This is a genomic window from Desulfobaculum sp. SPO524, from assembly GCF_044987625.1.
Taxonomy (GTDB): domain Bacteria; phylum Desulfobacterota; class Desulfovibrionia; order Desulfovibrionales; family Desulfovibrionaceae; genus Desulfobaculum.
Window position 1 is genome coordinate 309,956 of the sequence record NZ_JBJDSB010000002.1, and the last position, 17,550, is coordinate 327,505.

The window sequence follows — 17,550 nt, forward strand, 5'->3', positions numbered from 1 at the left end:
CCCGGCCCAGGCGGAGGGTTGTCCGTCCTGAGCGACTACGGCACGCCGGAGTAGTGCATCCATAGGATGTGAATCTCTGGCCGGAACGCACGTACACACTCTTCTTGCTCCTACCAGATAGGCTTGTCTATTCTGGGTAAGGGACGTCTTTGACAGAGCAGACAGGAGGATCATCATGTCCGACCGAGTCTTTATCTTTGATACGACCTTGAGGGATGGCGAACAGTCTCCCGGCGCGACCATGAACTTGCGCGAAAAGCTCCGCATTGCACGGCAGCTGGAGGCCATGGGCGTCGACATCATCGAAGCCGGTTTTCCGGCGGCCAGCGAAGGGGATTTCTGCTCCGTCCGCTCCATTGCGGAAACGGTGAAGCAGTCGCAGGTCGCAGGACTCTGCCGCGCCATGCCCGCGGATATCGACCGCGCATGGGACGCCATCCGCGCCGCCGCGCACCCGCGCATCCATACGTTTATCGCCAGCAGTCCGGTGCATATGAAGCACAAGCTGAACAAAACCCCGGACGAAGTGCTGGATATGGCGATGAAGGCCGTCCGTCACGCCAGCCAGTATACCACCAATATTGAATTCTCCGCCGAGGACGCCTCGCGCTCGGATTGGGAGTTCCTTGCCAAGCTGACGCAGTCCGTCATCGACTGCGGCGCCACCACCGTGAACATCCCGGACACGGTGGGCTACTCCCAGCCCGATGAATTCGCGGAACTCATCCGCTATTTGCTGAAGAATGTGCCCAACGCGCACAAGGCGGTCTTCTCCGTGCATTGCCATAACGACCTCGGCCTTGCCGTGGCCAACACCATGGCCGCAATCCGCGCCGGCGCGCGGCAGGCGGAGGTGACCCTCTCCGGCATTGGCGAGCGCGCGGGCAACGCCGCCTTGGAAGAGGTGGTGATGAATATCAACACCCGCCCCACCATCTACCAGGTGACCACAGGCATTGACGCGGAAAAGCTCTTCCCGGCCTGCCGCCTGCTCTCGCATGTGATCGGCCAGCCCATTCCGCCCAACAAGGCCATTACAGGTGCCAACGCCTTTGCGCACGAGTCCGGCATCCATCAGGACGGCGTGCTCAAAAACCGCGAGACCTATGAGATTATGACGCCGGAGAGTGTGGGCCGCGCCGGGACGGATATGGTCCTTGGCAAGCACTCCGGGCGCCACGCCATCAACCAGAAGCTGGAAGAGTTGGGCTACCGCCTCTCCGCCGAGGATGTCACCATGGTGTCCGACGCGGTCAAACGCCTCGCCGACATCAAAAAGACCATCTATGATGAGGACGTGGAAGCCATTGTGCTGGAGGAAATCTACCGCATTCCCGACAAGTTCCGCCTCATGCACCTGACCACGCACTCCGGAACAACTGGTGTGCCCGCAACGGCTGCGGTCATAATGGAGGTAGACGGGCAGGAACGAAAACTGGCACAGTTCGGCGTCGGTCCTGTGGATGCCACATTTAACACCATTGCCGAGATTGTGGGCGTCAGCCCGGTTTTGGAGCGGTTCCACATCAGCGCCATCTCGGGCGGCACGGACGCCCTTGGCGAGGTGACGGTGAAAATACGTGATGGAAAGCGCACCGCCGTTGGTCGCGGTGCGGACCCGGATATCATTATTGCCAGCGCACGGGCGTACATCAATGCCATGAACAGGTTGGCCAAGAAGACGGAGGAGACCACGGAATGCACCGCACCTTAGCGCAGAAGATATTGCAGCGCGCCACAGACGAAACCGTTGGCGAGGCCGGGCAGATTGTCCGGTGCAGGGTGTCCCTCGTCCTTGCCAACGACATCACCGCCCCCCTTGCCATCAAGTCCTTTCGCGCCATGGGCGCGGACGCGGTGTTCGATACGGACCGGGTCGCCCTTGTGTGCGACCATTTTACCCCCAACAAGGACATCGACTCCGCCGAACAGGTCAAGGTCGTCCGCGAGTTTGCCACCGAGCAGGGGCTGACGCACTTTTACGAGGGCGGCAACGTTGGCGTCGAGCACGCCCTGCTGCCGGAGCTTGGTATTGTTGGTCCCGGTGACGTGGTCATCGGCGCGGACAGCCACACCTGCACCTATGGCGGCCTTGGCGCATTTGCCACGGGCATGGGGTCCACGGACATCGCCGGGGCTATGGCCCTTGGTGAAACGTGGTTCAAGGTGCCGCCCACCATCCGCGTGGAGGTGGAAGGTGAACTTGGCGAGCACGTGCAGGGCAAGGATATTATGCTCCGCCTGTTGCGCGAGATTGGCGTTGCCGGCGCGCTGTACCGGGCGCTGGAATTCGGCGGTTCCACGGTGGACGATTTGTCCGTAGAGGGCCGCATGACCATTGCCAATATGGCCATTGAGGCTGGCGGCAAGGTTGGTTTGTTCCCGGTGGATGAGAAGACCCTCGCTTACACCCGCGCGGCGGGCCGCCCAGCGGACGAGGCCATGACTGCCGACCCCGGCGCGGAATACGAGCGCGTGGTCCATATTGATGTGAATGGCATGGAGCCGCAGGTTGCTTGCCCGCATCTGCCCGAAAATGTGAAGCCTGTGAGCGAAACTTCCGGCGTTGCCGTGCATCAGGCGGTTATCGGCTCCTGCACCAATGGCCGCATAGAGGACATGCGCGAGGCCGCCGCCATCCTGAAGGGGCGCAAGGTCAGCTCCCGCGTGCGCTGCATCGTGCTTCCTGCCACTCCGGGCATTTGGAAGCAGGCGCTGGACGAGGGCCTGATTGCCACCTTCATGGACGCCGGATGCGTGGTGGGGCCGCCCACCTGCGGGCCGTGCCTTGGCGGGCACATGGGCATCCTTGCCGGAGGGGAGCGCGCCATCGCCACCACCAACAGGAATTTTAAGGGCCGCATGGGCAGCTTGCAGTCCGAGGTCTTTCTCGCCAACCCTGCCGTGGCCGCTGCCAGCGCCATCGCCGGGGAAATCATCGACCCGTCCAAGCTGTAGACGGTACAGACAGGGAAACAGGTATGCACTCTACAGGAAAGGCCCACAAGGTCGGGTCGAACATTGATACGGACGCCATCATCCCCGCGCGCTTTTTGGTGACGACGGATGAGGCCGAACTCGGCGCAAACTGCATGGAAGGCCTTGAGGCGGGCTGGGTGGAACGTGTGTCCCCCGGCGACATTATGGTCGCGGGCCCGAACTTTGGCTGCGGCTCCAGCCGCGAACATGCCCCCATCGCCATCAAGGGCGCGGGCATTCCGGTTGTGGTGGCGCACAGCTTCGCACGCATCTTCTACCGCAACGGCTTCAACATGGGGCTGACCCTTGTCGAAATCGGCGACGATGTGGACCGCATCGCGGACGGCGACACCATCGAGGTGGACACCGACGCGGGCATCATCAAAAATACCACCACCGGCGAGGAAATTCCCTGCCGCCCGGTGCCGCCCTTTATGCAGGAACTGCTGAACGCCGGCGGCTTGGTCAATTATGTGCGAGAACGCTTGGCAGGCAAGGAGGGACGCCATGAAGCCGTATAATATCCGTTTACTCCCCGGCGATGGCATCGGTCCGGAAATCATCGCGCAGGCGCGCCGCGTGCTGGACGCCGTGGGCGAGCGCTTTGGCCGCACCTTCTTTGCCGAGGAGTCCCTGATTGGCGGCGCGGCCATTGACGCCACCGGCGATCCTTTGCCGCAGGCCACCATTGACGCCTGCGTTGGCGCGGACGCCGTGCTGCTTGGCGCCGTGGGTGGCCCTAAGTGGGACGACGACCCCACCATCCGCCCGGAGCGCGGCCTGCTCGGCATCCGCAAGGCCATGGGGCTGTTTGCCAATGTGCGCCCGGCCAAGCTGTTTCCGCAGCTGCGCGGCGCGTGTTACCTGCGTGAGGACATTGTGGAACGCGGCATTGACGTGATGGTGGTCCGCGAGCTGACGGGCGGCATCTATTTTGGCGAGCCACGCGGCGAGAGCGTGGAGCACGGCGAGCGCGTGGGGTACAACACCATGGTCTACCGCGAAAGTGAAATCCGCCGCATTGCCGAGGTGGCCTTCACTGCCGCGCGTACGCGCTCCGGCCGGGTGTGCAGTGTGGACAAGGCCAATGTTCTCGACGTTTCGCGCGTGTGGCGTGATGTGGTCACCGAAACCGCCAAGCACTATCCCGACGTGGAACTGTCGCATATGTATGTGGACAACGCCGCCATGCAGCTGGTGCGCGACCCCTCGCAGTTTGACGTCATCGTCACGGGCAACCTGTTTGGCGATATCCTCTCGGACGAGGCCTCCGTGATTACCGGCTCCATCGGCATGCTGCCTTCGGCGTCCCTTGGCGCAGAAGGACCCGGCCTGTACGAGCCTATCCACGGCTCCGCCCCGGACATTGCCGGGCAGGACATGGCCAATCCGCTGGCGACCATCCTTTCCGTGGCCATGATGCTGCGCCTGACCCTTGGTCTGACCGAGGAGGCCGACGCCATCGAGCAGGCGGTTTCCGAGGTGCTCACCGCGGGCTACCGCACGGGCGACATTATGGAAGAGGGCAAGACCCTTGTCGGCTGTACGGAAATGGGCACCCACGTTGTAAACGCCTTCCTGCGCGCAGGGGCATAAAGGATTTTGGGGACTGGCGGGTATGGCCGCCGGTCCTCCCGCGCTGCTCCGGGCGGACGCCTTTGGGAGTCCCGGGCGTACGAAGCGGCGCGGCCGTTGACGCATGACCTGGCACGACGCCAAATATGCTGTGGCGCGCTGGACGATCTCCGGCGCATCCGGTGCAGATACCGGAGAACACCGTGATCCGGGCGGTCATGGCGCACTCTCCACATCAGGGAAGGGAGATACATCCCTGCACGGGTTTCGATTCGCGAAGGCTGCATCGCTCTAGGGGTACATGAGCGACGCAGCGCCACTGCCCGGCGACGATCTCGCCGGGGACGCACCCGTGCTGCCGCGACATGCCGCGTTTGACGGCCTGCACGGCGAAACGATCAGGCAACTCAGAGCGACGCCATTTTTCCACGCATAGAAGGGAAGGGTGACCGCAGGCCGGAGAAATTTTTCCGGCACAATTCGGGGCGCACAGCGTCCCGGGAGTTGAACACAAGCGCAAAACGGTATACCCGAAAGGTCGCCCGGCCTTTCGGGTAATCCATTTCCAAGGAAGCACAACACACCTATGTCCAGAATCTCCATTCAGAACCTGTCCAAGTCCTTTGGTGGACGCGATTTGTTTGAAGCCTTCTCCCTTGAGGTGACCTCGGGGATGCGTTTGGCCGTTGTCGGCCCCAACGGCTGCGGCAAGTCCACCTTCATCAAGATTCTTGCCGGACTGGAAGCGTCGGATACCGGCGACGTCAGCCTGCCCAAGGGGGCGCAGTTCGGTTACTCCATGCAGGAGCTTGCGCCGGAGGACCTGAAGCGGCCGGTTTTGGACTTTGTGCTGGATGTGTTGCCCTCGTGGCGCGAATTCTGGGACGAGTGGGAAGCCGCCACCGCCAAGGACGACAAGGCCGCGCTGGCGCGCCTTGCGCAGGAGCAGGCGCATCTGGAGCATACCTACGGCTACAACCCGGAGCATAAGGCCAAGGCTGTGCTCTCGGGCCTTGGCTTTGCCGAGGAAAAGTGGGGGCAGACGCTGGAGGTCCTCTCCGGTGGCTGGCGCGAGCGCGCCAAGCTGGCCCGCATCCTCGTCGCCGGTGCGGACGTGCTGCTCCTGGACGAGCCTACCAACCATCTGGACCTTGAGGCCGTGGAGTGGCTGGAGGAATACCTGCGCGACTTTGAAGGCGCGCTTGTCTTTGTGGCGCACGACAGGGTCTTCCTCGACCGCGTGTCCACGCATGTGCTGTACCTTGGCGGGCAGCGGGCGGTGGTGCGCCCCGGCACGTTTACGCAGTTCCTGAGCTGGTACGCGGAGACGGAAGAGCAGCGCAAGCGCGAAGAGCGCCGCGTGGCCGAAGAGATTGAGCGCAAAATGGATTTCGTGCGGCGCTTTCAGTACAAGGCGACCAAGGCCAGACAGGCCAACAGCATGAAGAAGCAGGTCGCCAAGATGGAAAAGGAACTGGAAGGCCTGCGCCCTGCCTCACGCAAGCAAAAGGAACTCCAATTCTCATGGCCCACGCCCGCGCGCGGCAACAAGACGCCGCTGTCCGTGGTGGACCTCAGCATGGGCTTTGGTGATGGGCCAAGCCTGTGGGAGAAGCTCTCCTTCAATATTTACGACGGCCAAAAGGTCGCCCTTGCCGGACCCAACGGCTGCGGCAAGTCCACACTGCTCAAGTGCATCATGGGCGAGCTGCCGCCGCGCGGCGGCAGTGTGGAGATTGGTTCCAATATGGTGGTGGGCTACTACAGCCAGCATCAGGCCGATACCCTCGACCTCGACAAGCCCGCCCTCGCGGAAATCCGCCGCCTGTCCGACCCCCGCACCACGGAGGAGGAACTGCGCAGCGTGCTGGGCCTCTTCCTGCTGGGCGAGGAATACTGGGAACGCAAAGTTCGCGAGCTGTCCGGCGGCGAGAAGAACCGCCTCATCCTCGCCACGCTGTTTCTCAAGCGCGCGAATTTGCTCATCCTTGACGAACCCACCAACCACTTGGACCTTGAGAGCCGCGACGCGCTCATGGAGGCGCTGAAGGACTTCCCCGGCACTATTTTGATGGTGGCGCACGACAGACATCTGCTGTCCGAAGTGGCGGAGCAGGTGTGGTGGCTGCGTCCCGAGGGCGTGGAGGTGTTCCTGGACGGCTACACGGGCTACGACCGCGCCCGAAAGGCCGAAGCCAAGGGCGAAACCGGTGACGAGGCCGCGCCCGGCGAGGAGGAAAAGCCCCTCAGCCGCGCTGAAGCCAAAGCCATGAAGCGCAAGCAGGCCGAGGCGCGCAACGCCATCTATCGCATCCTCAAACCCAAGCAGGACGAGTACGCGGCCATGGAGGCCGAGTTTGAGTCCCTGCTTGAGGAGCAGGGGGAGGTGGAGCAGATGCTGGCCGACCCGGACGTCTACGCCGATGTGGCGCGCTCCACGGAGCTGATGAAGCGCTTTAAGGAGCTTCAGGACGTGTCCGAGCGCAAGCTGGAGGCGCTGGAAGCGCTGGAAGCGGAAATCGCCAAGCTGGAGGCCGAGCGCGAGGCGCTGAGCGGTGCTTGATTTTCGGGAAGTTACGTCCTAACCTCACCTGTTCATTTAACCAACATTTAGCGGAGCGATTGGATGCCAGACGCCGTAGACGTTGTTGCCGGAATCCTCTGGCGCGATGGTCAGTTCCTCGCCGTGGAGCGCCCGGAGGGCAAGCCGCAGGCTGGCTACTGGGAATTCCCCGGCGGCAAGGTGGAGCCAGGTGAAACGCCGCAGGCCGCCCTTGTGCGCGAATTGCAGGAGGAGCTGGGGCTCACGCCCACAGCGTTCACCTTCTGGCAGGAAAAGACCCACGCCTACGAGCACATCCGTGTGCGGCTGCTCTTTTTTCACGTCACGGCCTTCACCGGCGACATTGTCGCTAACGAGGGGCACCGCTGGCAGTGGTTCGTGCCCGGAGCCACAAACGGCGCGCCCTTTTTGGAGGCGGATACGGAAATTGTGGCCGAGCTGGCGGACAATTGCCCAAGGAGCAGGACGTGCGCATAAGGGACCTTATCGCCCGTGGCGAACAATTCCTCTCGCTGGAATTCTTCCCCCCAAAGGACGAGAACGCGTGGCCGTCGTTTTTCCAGACGGTGGACCGCCTCAAAGCCGTGCATCCGCTGTTTGTGTCCGTAACCTACGGCGCCGGCGGCGGCACGCAGCACAGTACCCTTGAAATCGTCCGGCGGATGAAACGGGACCACGGGCTGGAGCCCATGGCGCACCTGACCTGCGTCGGCGCGGACGAGGAACGCATTGGCGCGTTCTTGTCCGAGCTGCAGGCCGCAGGCGTGGATAACGTGCTGGCCCTGCGCGGCGACCCGCCGCACGGCACGGAGACGTTCACGCCCGATAACGAGGCCTTTGCCCATGCCTCGGACCTTGTCACCTTCATCCGTGGCCGGTGCCCGGAGATGGGCGTGGCCGTGGCGGGCTACCCGGAGGGGCACCCCGAGTGCATGACCTTCCGCGAGGACTACGGCTACCTGAAGCACAAGGTGGACGCGGGTGCGGACTTCATCATGACGCAGTTGTTCTTCGACAACAGGCTGTACTGGAATTTTGTGGACCTTATGCGGGATATGGGCGTTGATAAGCCTATTATTCCGGGCGTACTGCCTATCATGAGCCTGCAGTCCGTCAAGCGCATTCTTGGCTTTTGCGGCGCCAGCATCCCCGGCAAGTTTTTGCTGGAGCTTGAGGCCGCGGACGCCGAAGGCGGACCCAAGGCGGCGTACGAAGTCGGCATGCGCTGGGCGCGCCAGCAGGTGCGCGAGCTGCTTGATGGCGGCGCACCGGGTGTCCATTTGTATACGCTGAACAAGGCTGAAGCCGTTCTGGATATTGTTGACTCACTGGGCAGCGTGCCGCGCGCATCTGCCTAAACATGATTTCCCGCCGGAATCGCAACACCGGCGGAAGGAGAGTATTCGCAATGGAGAGGGATTCTTTTGTCGTAGCGGTCGTCGGAGCAACAGGAGCCGTTGGGCGCGAGATGCTCAAGACGCTGAAGGCGCGCAACTTCCCCGCGTGTGAGATTATTCCGCTGGCATCCAGCCGCTCCGCCGGCACCAAGGTGCCCTACGGCGACGATGAGCTTGTCGTGCGTGAGCTGGGCGAGCATTCTTTTGAGGGCGTGGACATCGCGCTCTTTTCCGCCGGTGGTTCCGTGTCTGAGGAGTACGCCCCCATTGCCGCCCGTTCCGGCTGCGTGGTGGTGGACAACTCCAGCGCATGGCGCATGGACGAGGAGACCCCGCTGGTCGTGCCCGAAGTGAACCCGCATGACCTCGACTGGCACAAGGGCATCATCGCCAACCCCAATTGCTCCACCATCCAGATGGTGGTTGTGCTCAAGCCCATTCACGACGCCGCCACCATCCGCCGCGTTGTGGTCTCCACCTATCAGGCGGTGTCCGGCGCTGGCCAGAAGGCCATGGACGAGCTCACCGATCAGGTGAAAAAGATGTACAACTTCGACATGGAATCCATTGATCCGAAGTACTTCCAGTACCGCATCGCCTTCAACTGCCTGCCGCACATCGACCGCTTCCTTGAGAACGACTACACCAAGGAAGAGATGAAGATGGTGCACGAGACGCGCAAAATCCTCGGCGACGACAGCATTGGCGTTTCCCCCACGGCCGTGCGTGTGCCCGTGTACATCGGCCACAGCGAGTCCGTGAATATTGAAACCGTGGACAAGCTGTCCGCCCGTGACTGCCGCGCGCTGCTCTCGCAGGCTCCCGGCATCACCGTGCAGGACAACCCCGAGGAAAATATCTACCCCATGGCCATTGAGGCCGTTGACGAGGACGCAACCTTTGTTGGCCGCATCCGCGACGACGAAACCATCGCCAATGGTTTGAACATGTGGATCGTTGCGGACAACCTGCGCAAGGGCGCGGCCCTGAACGCCGTGCAGATTGCCGAGACGCTCGTGGAGCGCGAACTCGTCCGCGTGCCCTAAGCAGTACAAGAGAAGGAGAGGGACATGATTCCCGTGTTGGATTCCGAAGACTACCTGAAGAAGATGCTGTCCGTACGACGCCCCGGCGCCGAAGACGTACGGGCGTTCTACGAGCACCGCCTCGGCGCCATTTGTACGGATCCAAAACTCATGCTGATGCCGTGGGACGACCACCTCGTCCACCGCGGCGACGGCGTCTTCGAAACGCTGAAGTTTCTTGACCGCAAGATGTATCAGGTGGACCCGCACATAAAGCGCATGCAGCGCTCGGCGGAATCCATCAAGCTGACGCCCCCCTGCACGTGGGAGCGCCTGCGCGAAATTATCTTTGAGGTTGCCAAGGCCTCCGGCGAGGACGACGGCCTTGTCCGCGTTCTGCTCGGTCGCGGCCCTGGCGGCTTCGGCATTGATGTTCGGGAATGTCCCATCCCCAGCTTGTACGTGGTGGCCTACCGCTTCCAGCCCAAGCCGTCCGAGTGGTACGAAAAGGGCGCTACCGCCTTTAGGACCAGCTATCCGGCCAAGCAGGGGTGGATTGCCACCATCAAGTCCGTGGACTACCTGCCCAATACGCTCATGAAGCACGAGGCCACGGAAAAGGGCTACGATTACCCCATCTGCTTCGACGAGCACGACTTCCTTGCGGAAGGTGCCACGGAGAACATGTGCATCGTGGACCAGTCCGGCACTATCATTGTGCCGGAGTTTGAACGCGCGCTGCCCGGAACCACGTTGTTCCGCGCCCTTGATTTGCTCCAGGGCGAAATTCCTGTGCAGATTCGCAAGATTCAGGAAAACGAGCTGTACATGGCGCGGGAGATTCTGGTCCTTGGCACCACGGGCGATTGCCTGAGCATTGTCCGCTACAACGGCAAACCCATTCAGGACGTGCGCCCCGGTCCGGTGTCGCAGAAGCTGCGCGAGCTGCTCCTGAATGACATGAAGGAAAACGGCGAGGCCTTTTAGGCCTGCATCCGCGCCGCGCCATGCGGCGAAAGCACAGCACACGACCAACGACGCGCCGGAGCGGGAGACCGCTCCGGCGTCATCGTCCAAAGGCCGCGAGGGCGGCGCAGGAATTCGACCACCATGCAGCATCAGATGACCATCCTCCAGCTGGACCTTGGCCGCGAATGGCGCGGCGGCCAGCGGCAGGTTCTCTACCTTGGACGGCACCTTGCCGCCTCGCGCGAGTATCGCCCCGTGATAGCCGCGCCGGACGGCAGTCCGCTCCTTGATTGCGCCCGAGAGGAGGGCATCCAGACTGTTCCGCTGCCGTCTCGGTTCGAGTGGCACCCGGCCACGCTGCTGTTCCTGCGGACCCTCATTCGCCGCGAGCGCGTGGACTGTCTGCATACCCACTGCGCGCGTAGTGCATCCCTTGGCGCGACCCTCAAGGTGTTGTGCGGCGGTGGGCCTCTGCTTGTGCACTCGCGCCGCGTGTCCTACCGCTTGGGGCGCGGGTGGAGCCGGAAAAAGTACGCCCTTGGCGACGCCGTCGTCGGCGTGAGCGCGGAGATTGCCCAGTCCCTGCGTGACTCCGGGCTACGGCCGGAGACGGTTTCCGTCATCCACAGCGGTATTGACCCCACGCGCTACAGCGCGCGCAAGGAACGCCCGGATGGTCCCTTGCGTATTGGCCTCATCGGCGCGCTGACGCCCCAGAAAGGCCATACTGTGTTTTTGGACGCGCTGGCGGAGCTTGCCGGACGAAGTGGTGTGCCGGAGTGGGAAGGCATTATTGTTGGCGACGGCCCGCTTCGCGGCGAGCTTGAAGAGCGCGCCAAGCACCTTGGCCTTCATAAGCAGGTCCACTTTGCGGGCTACCGCGAGAGCCGTGATATGCTTCCCGGCTTTGATATTTTGGCAGTGCCCAGCGTGGACGGCGAAGGCTCCAGCGGCGTTATCAAGGAAGGCTGGGCCTGCGGCGTCCCCGTGGTCACATCCGACCTGCCGTCCAATCTGGAGCTGGTGCAGGACGGCGTGAACGGCCGCGCCTTTGCTTCCGGCAATGGGGCGGCGCTGGCTGATACGCTGGCGAGCATGGCTGCGGACCTTCAGGGCGGCGGCAAGGCTTGCGCCGCGCTTGTACGCGGCGGTTCCAAACGGCTGGAGTTCTTTACGGATGAAGCCATGGCCAAGGCGTATATGGCCCTGTACGCCGTGCTCAATGGCGATGGGCGCGCGTGCGGCGCTGTGTAGACAGCCGCCTCGCGACTGATATTCCCCAAACGGCCAGCGGCCCCGGAGTCCTCGGACTTCGGGGCCGCTGGCCGTTTGGGGGGCAAAGGGGGCAGGGCTGTACTACCCGCCCCGCGCATGGGTCACTTTTCGCGGTGCCAGCCGGCGAGGCAATGCGCCCCGGCGAGCACGCTCTGGACGTGCAGGGCGGCGTCTTCTTTGGCTTTAGCCTCCACCATAAGGTCGGCGTCAAAGGTGAGCGTGGAGCACAGGTCCATGATGTCGGCATCCTCAATGTCGTCCGCGTGCTTGCCTGTGCGCGCACCGGGCATCTGGGATGAGAGATGGACCTTGGGGCGGCCATGCTCCGGTGACTGCGTCCACAGGGCGGCGGCGCGGTCCAGCAGTGCGGGCAGGTCGCCGCAGGGCAGGAGGCGGTGGTGGAAGATGTCGAAGACAGGCGGCGTGCCCGTGCGTTCACAGAGCTGAACAATGGCGTCGAAGGCGTAGGTCTTTTCGTCGTTTTCCAGCACCAGTCTGCGGCGCAGATGCTGAGGCAGAGCAAGGATGGCGTCGCCCATGCGCTTCAGGGAACCTTCGGGGTCGCCGTAGGCCGCCCCGCCATGCAGAACGACCTTGTGGGTGGCGTCCAGACCCATTAGGTCCAGTACGCGACAGGAGTAGGCCAGTTCGTCCTGCGCGCTACGCTGTACGTCCTCTCGCGGGGAGTTGAGCACGGCGTATTGGCCGGGATGCATGGAAAAGCGAAAGCCCTTGGCGGCGTACTCCGCGCCGATGGCGGCAAGCAGCGGGGCGAGGGGCGTTTCCCAGTCGAACTCCGGGTTGCCAAGGACGGCGGGGTGCGAGGCGAAGGGCACAAGGCTTTGCCCAAGGCGCAGCATGCGAAAGCCGCGCGGCTCCATCCATTCAAGAATGCCGCGCATTTCGCGGACGTTGCGCTCTGCGGCGTCCAGCAGGCGCTGCGGGGAAAGGCTGGAAAGACGAAAGGTGCGGTTTGTGGACAGGCCGAGCCCGCGTGTGACGCAGGCCCAGCCGATGCGGTGGATCATGATGGGAAAGTCCTACTGCTTGGACTGGAAGGTGTCCTCGACCTTTTGCATGGCGTCCAGCTTCCAGTGCGAGTGCGGATCGTCCGCGCCGCAGACGAACTTCCAGACGTCCTGCACTTTTTTGGTTTCGCTGTCCGCGCCTTCGCGCAGGGTGACATCGAAAAGGACCGTGGCTTCCTGTGTGACGCCGTCGTTGCGGCGCTCCACGAGGCTTGCGTTTACCAGCAGCAGTTCCGCGCGGGGCGGACGGGTTTCCTCCTCGGCGCGGCGGAGGAACTCCTCATGCGCGCGGGGGGTGGTGAAGTGGACAAGGTCGTCCAGGTCGCGCGCGTCCCACGATTCGCGGATGCGGGCGTAGGCCATCTTGGCCCCGGAGAGGAATTCTTTGGGGTCGAAATCGCCGCGCAGGGCTTGCGCGCGGTTTTCCGGCTCTTCGTCTTCGTCCGGTTCGTCGCGGAGCATGTCCCACGCGCGTTCGGCGCGCTTGTAGGCATCCGTGGCACGGCGCTTCATTGCTTCATCCTGTGCGGAGTCGTCACCGTCGTGCTTTTTCGCGGCCAGAAAGCGCAGAAGCAAAAAGATGCAGATGATGATAAGAAGAATGTCGAGAGGTGTCAGCAGCATGGACGGTCCTTGGACGGTTGGGATGTATTAAAGGAGGCCAAGGTTCTTGAGCAGTTTCAAGAACAGTTCGCGGTCGATGGGTTTGGGGACGTATGACGTTGCCCCGCCTCGATAATAGGCTTCCACCACATTCTGCGGGTCGTCAAGGGCGGTGGTCATGACGATGCGTGCTTCATTGGCTTGACTGATGCCGTGCTCGTGTTCCAGTTTACGGATGGCTTTCAGCGCCTCCTGTCCGTCCATCTCTGGCATCATGATGTCCAGACAGATGAGGACGTAGGGGGCGTTATCGGCAAGGGCCTGGCGGACGGCGTCTATGGCTTCCTTGCCATTTACCACCGTGTCCACACTACCGTATGGTTCCAAAATGCGTTCCAGCAGTTTGCTGCTGGTAAAGTCATCTTCAACGATGAGCACTCGCACGGTGAACTCCAACTGAGGTTTAAATCATGCACAGCGATTGTTTTACCGGATTATGCCATGCAAGGCGCAGGAAGTACAATGGGCAATTTCCCCAGAGGCGTCAGGTGGGCATTTTCCTGTCTGGGAGAAGCACGGGGACGCCGGGCGGAGTAGGGGCAGCACATGGCGCGCATTGACACCGAGGCGCGGGTGCGTACCCAGTGTTTTCTTGGCGCGTGCCTCGCCGGTGGCGCGGCCGGAGTCATGGGCGTGGCCTATGGCGACGTGTCGCAAGGGTATTTTGTTTCGGGAGTTTTGGGGGCGTTTTTCGTTTTGCTTGCGGGGCATGGTGGCGGATTTGCCGGTATGCTGGTGTCCGGCGCGTGGATGTGGATGCGCCACAAGCAGGTTCCGGACTACGCAACTGACGGCGTGATGCTCTTTGGCGCGTTTGGCGCGTTTTTGGGCATAGTTGGTGGGTTGGTGGCCGGGCAGTGGTCCGAACTGCGCCTGTGGGCGTCCTGCGGGGCGCTTGGGGGCGGTGTGTTTGCCGGACTGTCCGGTGGTGTGGCGGATATGATGTTTTGGCTGCTGGTTGTGGAGCGTCTGCCAGCCGCGCGCGGCGGGAGGCCCCAGCGGCGGCTGCTTGGCAGCCAGCGCATGGACCCCGGTGCGGTGCCGCCACCTGCGCAGGATGACGACTCCTCTTCATAATGCCGAGAAGGGCGGCGTCCTCCCCCTTTGAGAATATGTAGACCCCGCAAGCCATGAGGCTTGCGGGGTCTCTTTTGGGGGGCTGTGGGCGTCAGTCGCGGGCGAGTGGGAGCCCGCGGTGGGAGACGCGTACGGAACTATTTCCAGCCGTGCATGTAGGTCCAGAATACGGCGCCCAGCTCAATGCCCTTCTGCTTGCCCTTGTCCGGGCCGTCGGGGGCGGGCATGGTCTTGTCGTCTTCGGTCAGTGCGGCAAAGCCCCACCAGCCTTCCTGCGGGCAGACAAAGGAGAACACGCCGTTTTCATCAGCCATGGTGACGGCTGTTTCATGGTAGTCGGTGGGGTTTTCAAAGCGGCCCTTGTTGTAGAGCTCTACCTCAACGGTGGCGCCGGGGACGGGCTTGCCGTCACGCAGGACGCGGCCGGTGAAGATGCCGCCGGCGTAGTTGCCGAAGGGGCGGGTCAGGGGCACGATTTCGGTCTTCAGGCCGATGGGAGCGTCCCAGCCCTCGTCGCCGCCGTAGGCGGGCACGCTGACCTTGGTGTAGTGGATGATGAAGCAGTCTTCAGCGGGCTCCCAGTAGGGCTTGGGCTCCATGAAGAAGGAGTACACGCCGGGGCGCTTGAAGGTGTAGTCTGCCTTCCACGCGGTGTGGTCCATCACGCTGGTTTTGTGCAGGGTCCCGCTCAGGTCCGTAACGGTTCCGTCGAAGGCGACGCCGAACCGTGCGGGCTTGACCAGCTCCATGCCTTGTCCCGCAAAGGGATGCGAGAAGGAGCACGTTACGCCGATGGTCTTCTGATGCATGGTGGCGTCCGGCTGGGACGGGATAACCATGCCGAAGTGCGCAAAGGCCGTTCCGCACAAACACAGGGTGAGGGCAAGAGCTGTTACAACACGAGAAACATACCGAAACATATCGCCTCCTTGAATGTGAAACCGTTTTGCACTGCATACGATAATTTAAATTGTATGTAAATGGTGGCTCGAAATTAATAGCGGTATGAACGATGCGCTGAAATCCTACGGCAGAGTAGGAGATTCACGCATCGGGGTGAGAAATGGATGCGAGAGATATAGGTGGGGCGCGCAAAAAAGTTGTGCGTGGCAGTGGCAGGAATGGGGCAACGCCATAAGTTGATGGCGCTTTCTTTGGTTGGAGAGAGAAAAAAATGGCGCATCGCTGAAGGGCACTGCGGGGGAGGGGATTTCAAGCGGAGGTGGTGCGGGCAAAGGATGCGGCAAGTTCAGCGGAGGGTGCTTGGAAAATCGCGGCGGCGAGTGCATGCTCCACAAACGAGAAATGCGCCAATCCTTTCGGATTGGCGCATTTTAGGGAAACCAGGCACCCAGAAACAACCGTTGCCGCTGCTCCCTTTCGGGCCTGACGGGGTTGGCGGCGTCCCTGCCGCCCGGTTTCCCTCGCGGACTGGCTTTATTGCTGATTTGTGCGGTACTGTCAAGGGATGATTTGGTAGATATTGGTGAAAGCGTGGCGCATGGCAGGGCATAGCGCGGTGCGCCCACCGCGCAGGGCGCGGGCTACAGCACGGGCAGGAGCAGTAACGTGACACGGGCAAGCCAACTCAAGAAGCATCCCAAGACGCGGCTTCCAGTATGGATGGCGGGGGGCATTATTCTCATGGCGGCGGGCCTGCTTCTCGGCGCTGTCGAGATTGGTCTGCGCCTTGGCGGGTATGGCGACGTGCGCCTTCGCGCGCAGTTTCCGCAGACGTATGCGCAGGTGCGCGAGTTGCAATGCATCTACGCCGACATTGGCGCGCGGGCTGTGCGCGAGGCCGGGACGGTGCTGTACCGCTACAAGCCCGTGACCACGGCGCTGTACTCCATCAACAGCCTCGGCATTCGGGCGCGGGAGGTGCCGCCCACCAGACCGCCGTGCGCCTTTCGTGTCATGGTCATGGGCGGTTCCACGGTATGGGGGCCGCGTGTGGCAGACAACGCCACCATCCCCCAGCGCCTCGAGGTGCGCCTGCGCGCCGCCCTTTCCGCGCATCATGTGGAGGTTTACAACTGCGGCGTGGAGGGATTTCTCTTTCAGCAGGAGGCCGCCCTTGCGCAGCGCCTTGCCGAGCGTATTCAGCCGAATCTGGTTATCTTCTATCACGGGGCCAACGACGTACGCTCCGCCTTCCTGTACGGTTACCAACGGCTCTCGCCCTTTGAGCATGACTCCGAGACCTATTTTGCCCGTGGCCGCCAGCGCGGCATGCTTCACCGGGTGCGCGGCGCGATTATGACCAGCCGCCTCGCGCAGCTTGCCCGCGACGTCAGGAGCCGCATCATGCAGTGGATACGCCCCGCAAGAAACGCCACCACGTTCGACCGGTCCCCGCGGACCCTCCTCAGCCCCCAGCAGAAGGAGCAGCGGCAAGCTGACCTTGTGGCAGGCTACGCAAGCGACAAGGCCGCCGTTGAGGCGTTCTTTGCCCAGCGCGGGGTGCCCGTGCTCTTTCTGCTCCAGCCCCGCCTTGCCACCAAGGCCATCAAGACAGACCTTGAGCGCGAGTACGAACGGGATTTCGAGGCCGCCAACCCCGGCTTTGCCGACTTCGTCGCCGCCACCTACAGTGCGCTTCAGGATCAATTGCCAGACGTCGTGGACCTCTCAGGCATTTTCGACGCTGAACAGGGCGAGATTTACTGGGACGTGGTGCACGTGAATCCCAAAGGGAATGACATCGCCGCGGAAGCAATTTTTCACGTTGTGGAGGACAAGGGGCTGCTTTCGCATCGGCAGCGCAAGAGCAGTGCGCGGTAAGGCGAGGGGGGACAGGCGTCATGCGGCCTGCTGGCAGGCAAGAAAAAAGCCCCGGCATAAGCCGGGGCTGTATATTCGCTGGCGGAGAGGAGAGGATTTGAACCTCCGGTACCTTTCGGTACACACGCTTTCCAGGCGTGCTCCTTAAGCCGGACTCGGACACCTCTCCGCGTCGAGAGAGGCATACTTAAAGAAAACAGCGGCACTTGGCAAGG

At 62.5% G+C, this 17,550-nt stretch carries 16 protein-coding genes, 1 tRNA gene and 1 other RNA gene; 12 read left to right on the forward strand and 6 right to left on the reverse strand.

The features are described 5' to 3' along the window. The first annotated feature begins 175 nt into the window (after positions 1–175). The 10 genes from ACI3L3_RS07020 to ACI3L3_RS07065 all read left to right on the forward strand — a co-directional run bounded on the left by ACI3L3_RS07020 (position 176) and on the right by ACI3L3_RS07065 (position 11,762). Positions 176–1,714: a 2-isopropylmalate synthase gene (locus ACI3L3_RS07020; RefSeq protein ID WP_404844399.1), complete on the forward strand. Its 1,539-nt coding sequence runs from the start codon at positions 176–178 to the stop codon at positions 1,712–1,714. Continuing rightward, positions 1,699–2,958 (forward strand): 3-isopropylmalate dehydratase large subunit, encoded by a 1,260-nt coding sequence (leuC, locus tag ACI3L3_RS07025; protein ID WP_404844400.1) that lies wholly within the window; start codon positions 1,699–1,701, stop codon positions 2,956–2,958. Before ACI3L3_RS07020 ends, leuC begins: the two co-directional genes overlap by 16 nt. A 23-nt stretch (positions 2,959–2,981) precedes the next feature. Next, positions 2,982–3,500, forward strand: a complete 519-nt coding sequence (locus ACI3L3_RS07030; RefSeq protein WP_404844401.1) for a 3-isopropylmalate dehydratase small subunit — start codon at positions 2,982–2,984, stop codon at positions 3,498–3,500. Further along, the gene (gene leuB / locus ACI3L3_RS07035; RefSeq protein WP_404844402.1) at positions 3,487–4,575 is read left to right on the forward strand and encodes a 3-isopropylmalate dehydrogenase; all 1,089 of its coding nucleotides are present in this window, start codon (positions 3,487–3,489) and stop codon (positions 4,573–4,575) included. Before ACI3L3_RS07030 ends, leuB begins: the two co-directional genes overlap by 14 nt. A gap of 565 nt (positions 4,576–5,140) precedes the next feature. Next, positions 5,141–7,117 carry an ABC-F family ATP-binding cassette domain-containing protein gene (locus tag ACI3L3_RS07040; RefSeq protein WP_404844403.1) on the forward strand — a complete coding sequence of 659 codons (1,977 nt, stop codon included), beginning with the start codon at positions 5,141–5,143 and terminating at the stop codon, positions 7,115–7,117. Positions 7,118–7,180: 63 nt separating this feature from the next. After that, complete coding sequence (locus tag ACI3L3_RS07045; protein WP_404844404.1) at positions 7,181–7,594, forward strand: (deoxy)nucleoside triphosphate pyrophosphohydrolase; 414 nt, start codon at positions 7,181–7,183, stop codon at positions 7,592–7,594. Further along, positions 7,585–8,475 (forward strand): methylenetetrahydrofolate reductase [NAD(P)H], encoded by an 891-nt coding sequence (gene metF / locus ACI3L3_RS07050; protein ID WP_404844405.1) that lies wholly within the window; start codon positions 7,585–7,587, stop codon positions 8,473–8,475. Before ACI3L3_RS07045 ends, metF begins: the two co-directional genes overlap by 10 nt. 50 nt (positions 8,476–8,525) lie before the next feature. Next, positions 8,526–9,560: an aspartate-semialdehyde dehydrogenase gene (locus ACI3L3_RS07055; protein WP_404844406.1), complete on the forward strand. Its 1,035-nt coding sequence runs from the start codon at positions 8,526–8,528 to the stop codon at positions 9,558–9,560. Between the two features lie 24 nt (positions 9,561–9,584). Beyond that, positions 9,585–10,526 carry an aminotransferase class IV gene (locus ACI3L3_RS07060; protein WP_404844407.1) on the forward strand — a complete coding sequence of 314 codons (942 nt, stop codon included), beginning with the start codon at positions 9,585–9,587 and terminating at the stop codon, positions 10,524–10,526. 123 nt (positions 10,527–10,649) lie between these two features. Continuing rightward, entirely contained in the window at positions 10,650–11,762 is a 1,113-nt protein-coding gene (locus ACI3L3_RS07065; protein WP_404844408.1) for a glycosyltransferase, read from the forward strand. Between the two features lie 122 nt (positions 11,763–11,884). On the opposite strand, the gene uvsE is transcribed toward ACI3L3_RS07065, so the two are convergent. From uvsE to ACI3L3_RS07080, 3 genes are read right to left on the reverse strand one after another with little or no spacing between them, the layout of a single operon-like run. Further along, complete coding sequence (gene uvsE / locus ACI3L3_RS07070) at positions 11,885–12,811, reverse strand: UV DNA damage repair endonuclease UvsE (protein ID WP_404844409.1); 927 nt, start codon at positions 12,809–12,811, stop codon at positions 11,885–11,887. A gap of 12 nt (positions 12,812–12,823) precedes the next feature. Then, the gene (locus ACI3L3_RS07075; protein WP_404844410.1) at positions 12,824–13,435 is read right to left on the reverse strand and encodes a TIM44-like domain-containing protein; all 612 of its coding nucleotides are present in this window, start codon (positions 13,433–13,435) and stop codon (positions 12,824–12,826) included. Positions 13,436–13,462: 27 nt separating this feature from the next. Then, positions 13,463–13,858 (reverse strand): response regulator, encoded by a 396-nt coding sequence (locus ACI3L3_RS07080; protein ID WP_404844411.1) that lies wholly within the window; start codon positions 13,856–13,858, stop codon positions 13,463–13,465. A 162-nt stretch (positions 13,859–14,020) separates the two neighbouring features. Between ACI3L3_RS07080 and ACI3L3_RS07085 the strand changes: the two genes are divergently transcribed. After that, positions 14,021–14,551, forward strand: coding sequence for a hypothetical protein (locus ACI3L3_RS07085; protein ID WP_404844412.1), 531 nt, complete (start codon positions 14,021–14,023; stop codon positions 14,549–14,551). 137 nt (positions 14,552–14,688) lie between these two features. On the opposite strand, the gene ACI3L3_RS07090 is transcribed toward ACI3L3_RS07085, so the two are convergent. Together ACI3L3_RS07090 and ffs are read right to left on the reverse strand one after the other, a co-directional pair. Further along, a complete protein-coding gene (locus tag ACI3L3_RS07090; RefSeq protein WP_404844413.1) occupies positions 14,689–15,471 on the reverse strand; it encodes a DUF4198 domain-containing protein in 783 nt (260 codons plus the stop codon). Between the two features lie 411 nt (positions 15,472–15,882). Then, positions 15,883–15,978: signal recognition particle sRNA small type (gene ffs, locus ACI3L3_RS07095), an RNA gene on the reverse strand. A 142-nt stretch (positions 15,979–16,120) separates the two neighbouring features. Between ffs and ACI3L3_RS07100 the strand changes: the two genes are divergently transcribed. Continuing rightward, entirely contained in the window at positions 16,121–17,335 is a 1,215-nt protein-coding gene (locus ACI3L3_RS07100; RefSeq protein ID WP_404844414.1) for an SGNH/GDSL hydrolase family protein, read from the forward strand. A gap of 79 nt (positions 17,336–17,414) precedes the next feature. On the opposite strand, the gene ACI3L3_RS07105 is transcribed toward ACI3L3_RS07100, so the two are convergent. Further along, positions 17,415–17,504: transfer RNA gene (locus ACI3L3_RS07105), tRNA-Ser, on the reverse strand. Between the last annotated feature and the right edge of the window lie 46 nt (positions 17,505–17,550).

Coding starts and splice junctions, on each gene's coding strand:
- ACI3L3_RS07085 (WP_404844412.1), top strand. CDS start 14,021: ATGGCGCGCATTGACACCGAGGCGCGGGTGCGTACCCAGTGTTTTCTT.
- uvsE (WP_404844409.1), bottom strand. CDS start 12,811: ATGATCCACCGCATCGGCTGGGCCTGCGTCACACGCGGGCTCGGCCTG.
- ACI3L3_RS07065 (WP_404844408.1), top strand. CDS start 10,650: ATGCAGCATCAGATGACCATCCTCCAGCTGGACCTTGGCCGCGAATGG.
- ACI3L3_RS07040 (WP_404844403.1), top strand. CDS start 5,141: ATGTCCAGAATCTCCATTCAGAACCTGTCCAAGTCCTTTGGTGGACGC.
- ACI3L3_RS07075 (WP_404844410.1), bottom strand. CDS start 13,435: ATGCTGCTGACACCTCTCGACATTCTTCTTATCATCATCTGCATCTTT.
- ACI3L3_RS07030 (WP_404844401.1), top strand. CDS start 2,982: ATGCACTCTACAGGAAAGGCCCACAAGGTCGGGTCGAACATTGATACG.
- ACI3L3_RS07020 (WP_404844399.1), top strand. CDS start 176: ATGTCCGACCGAGTCTTTATCTTTGATACGACCTTGAGGGATGGCGAA.
- ACI3L3_RS07055 (WP_404844406.1), top strand. CDS start 8,526: ATGGAGAGGGATTCTTTTGTCGTAGCGGTCGTCGGAGCAACAGGAGCC.
- ACI3L3_RS07060 (WP_404844407.1), top strand. CDS start 9,585: ATGATTCCCGTGTTGGATTCCGAAGACTACCTGAAGAAGATGCTGTCC.
- leuB (WP_404844402.1), top strand. CDS start 3,487: ATGAAGCCGTATAATATCCGTTTACTCCCCGGCGATGGCATCGGTCCG.
- ACI3L3_RS07045 (WP_404844404.1), top strand. CDS start 7,181: ATGCCAGACGCCGTAGACGTTGTTGCCGGAATCCTCTGGCGCGATGGT.
- ACI3L3_RS07090 (WP_404844413.1), bottom strand. CDS start 15,471: ATGTTTCGGTATGTTTCTCGTGTTGTAACAGCTCTTGCCCTCACCCTG.
- leuC (WP_404844400.1), top strand. CDS start 1,699: ATGCACCGCACCTTAGCGCAGAAGATATTGCAGCGCGCCACAGACGAA.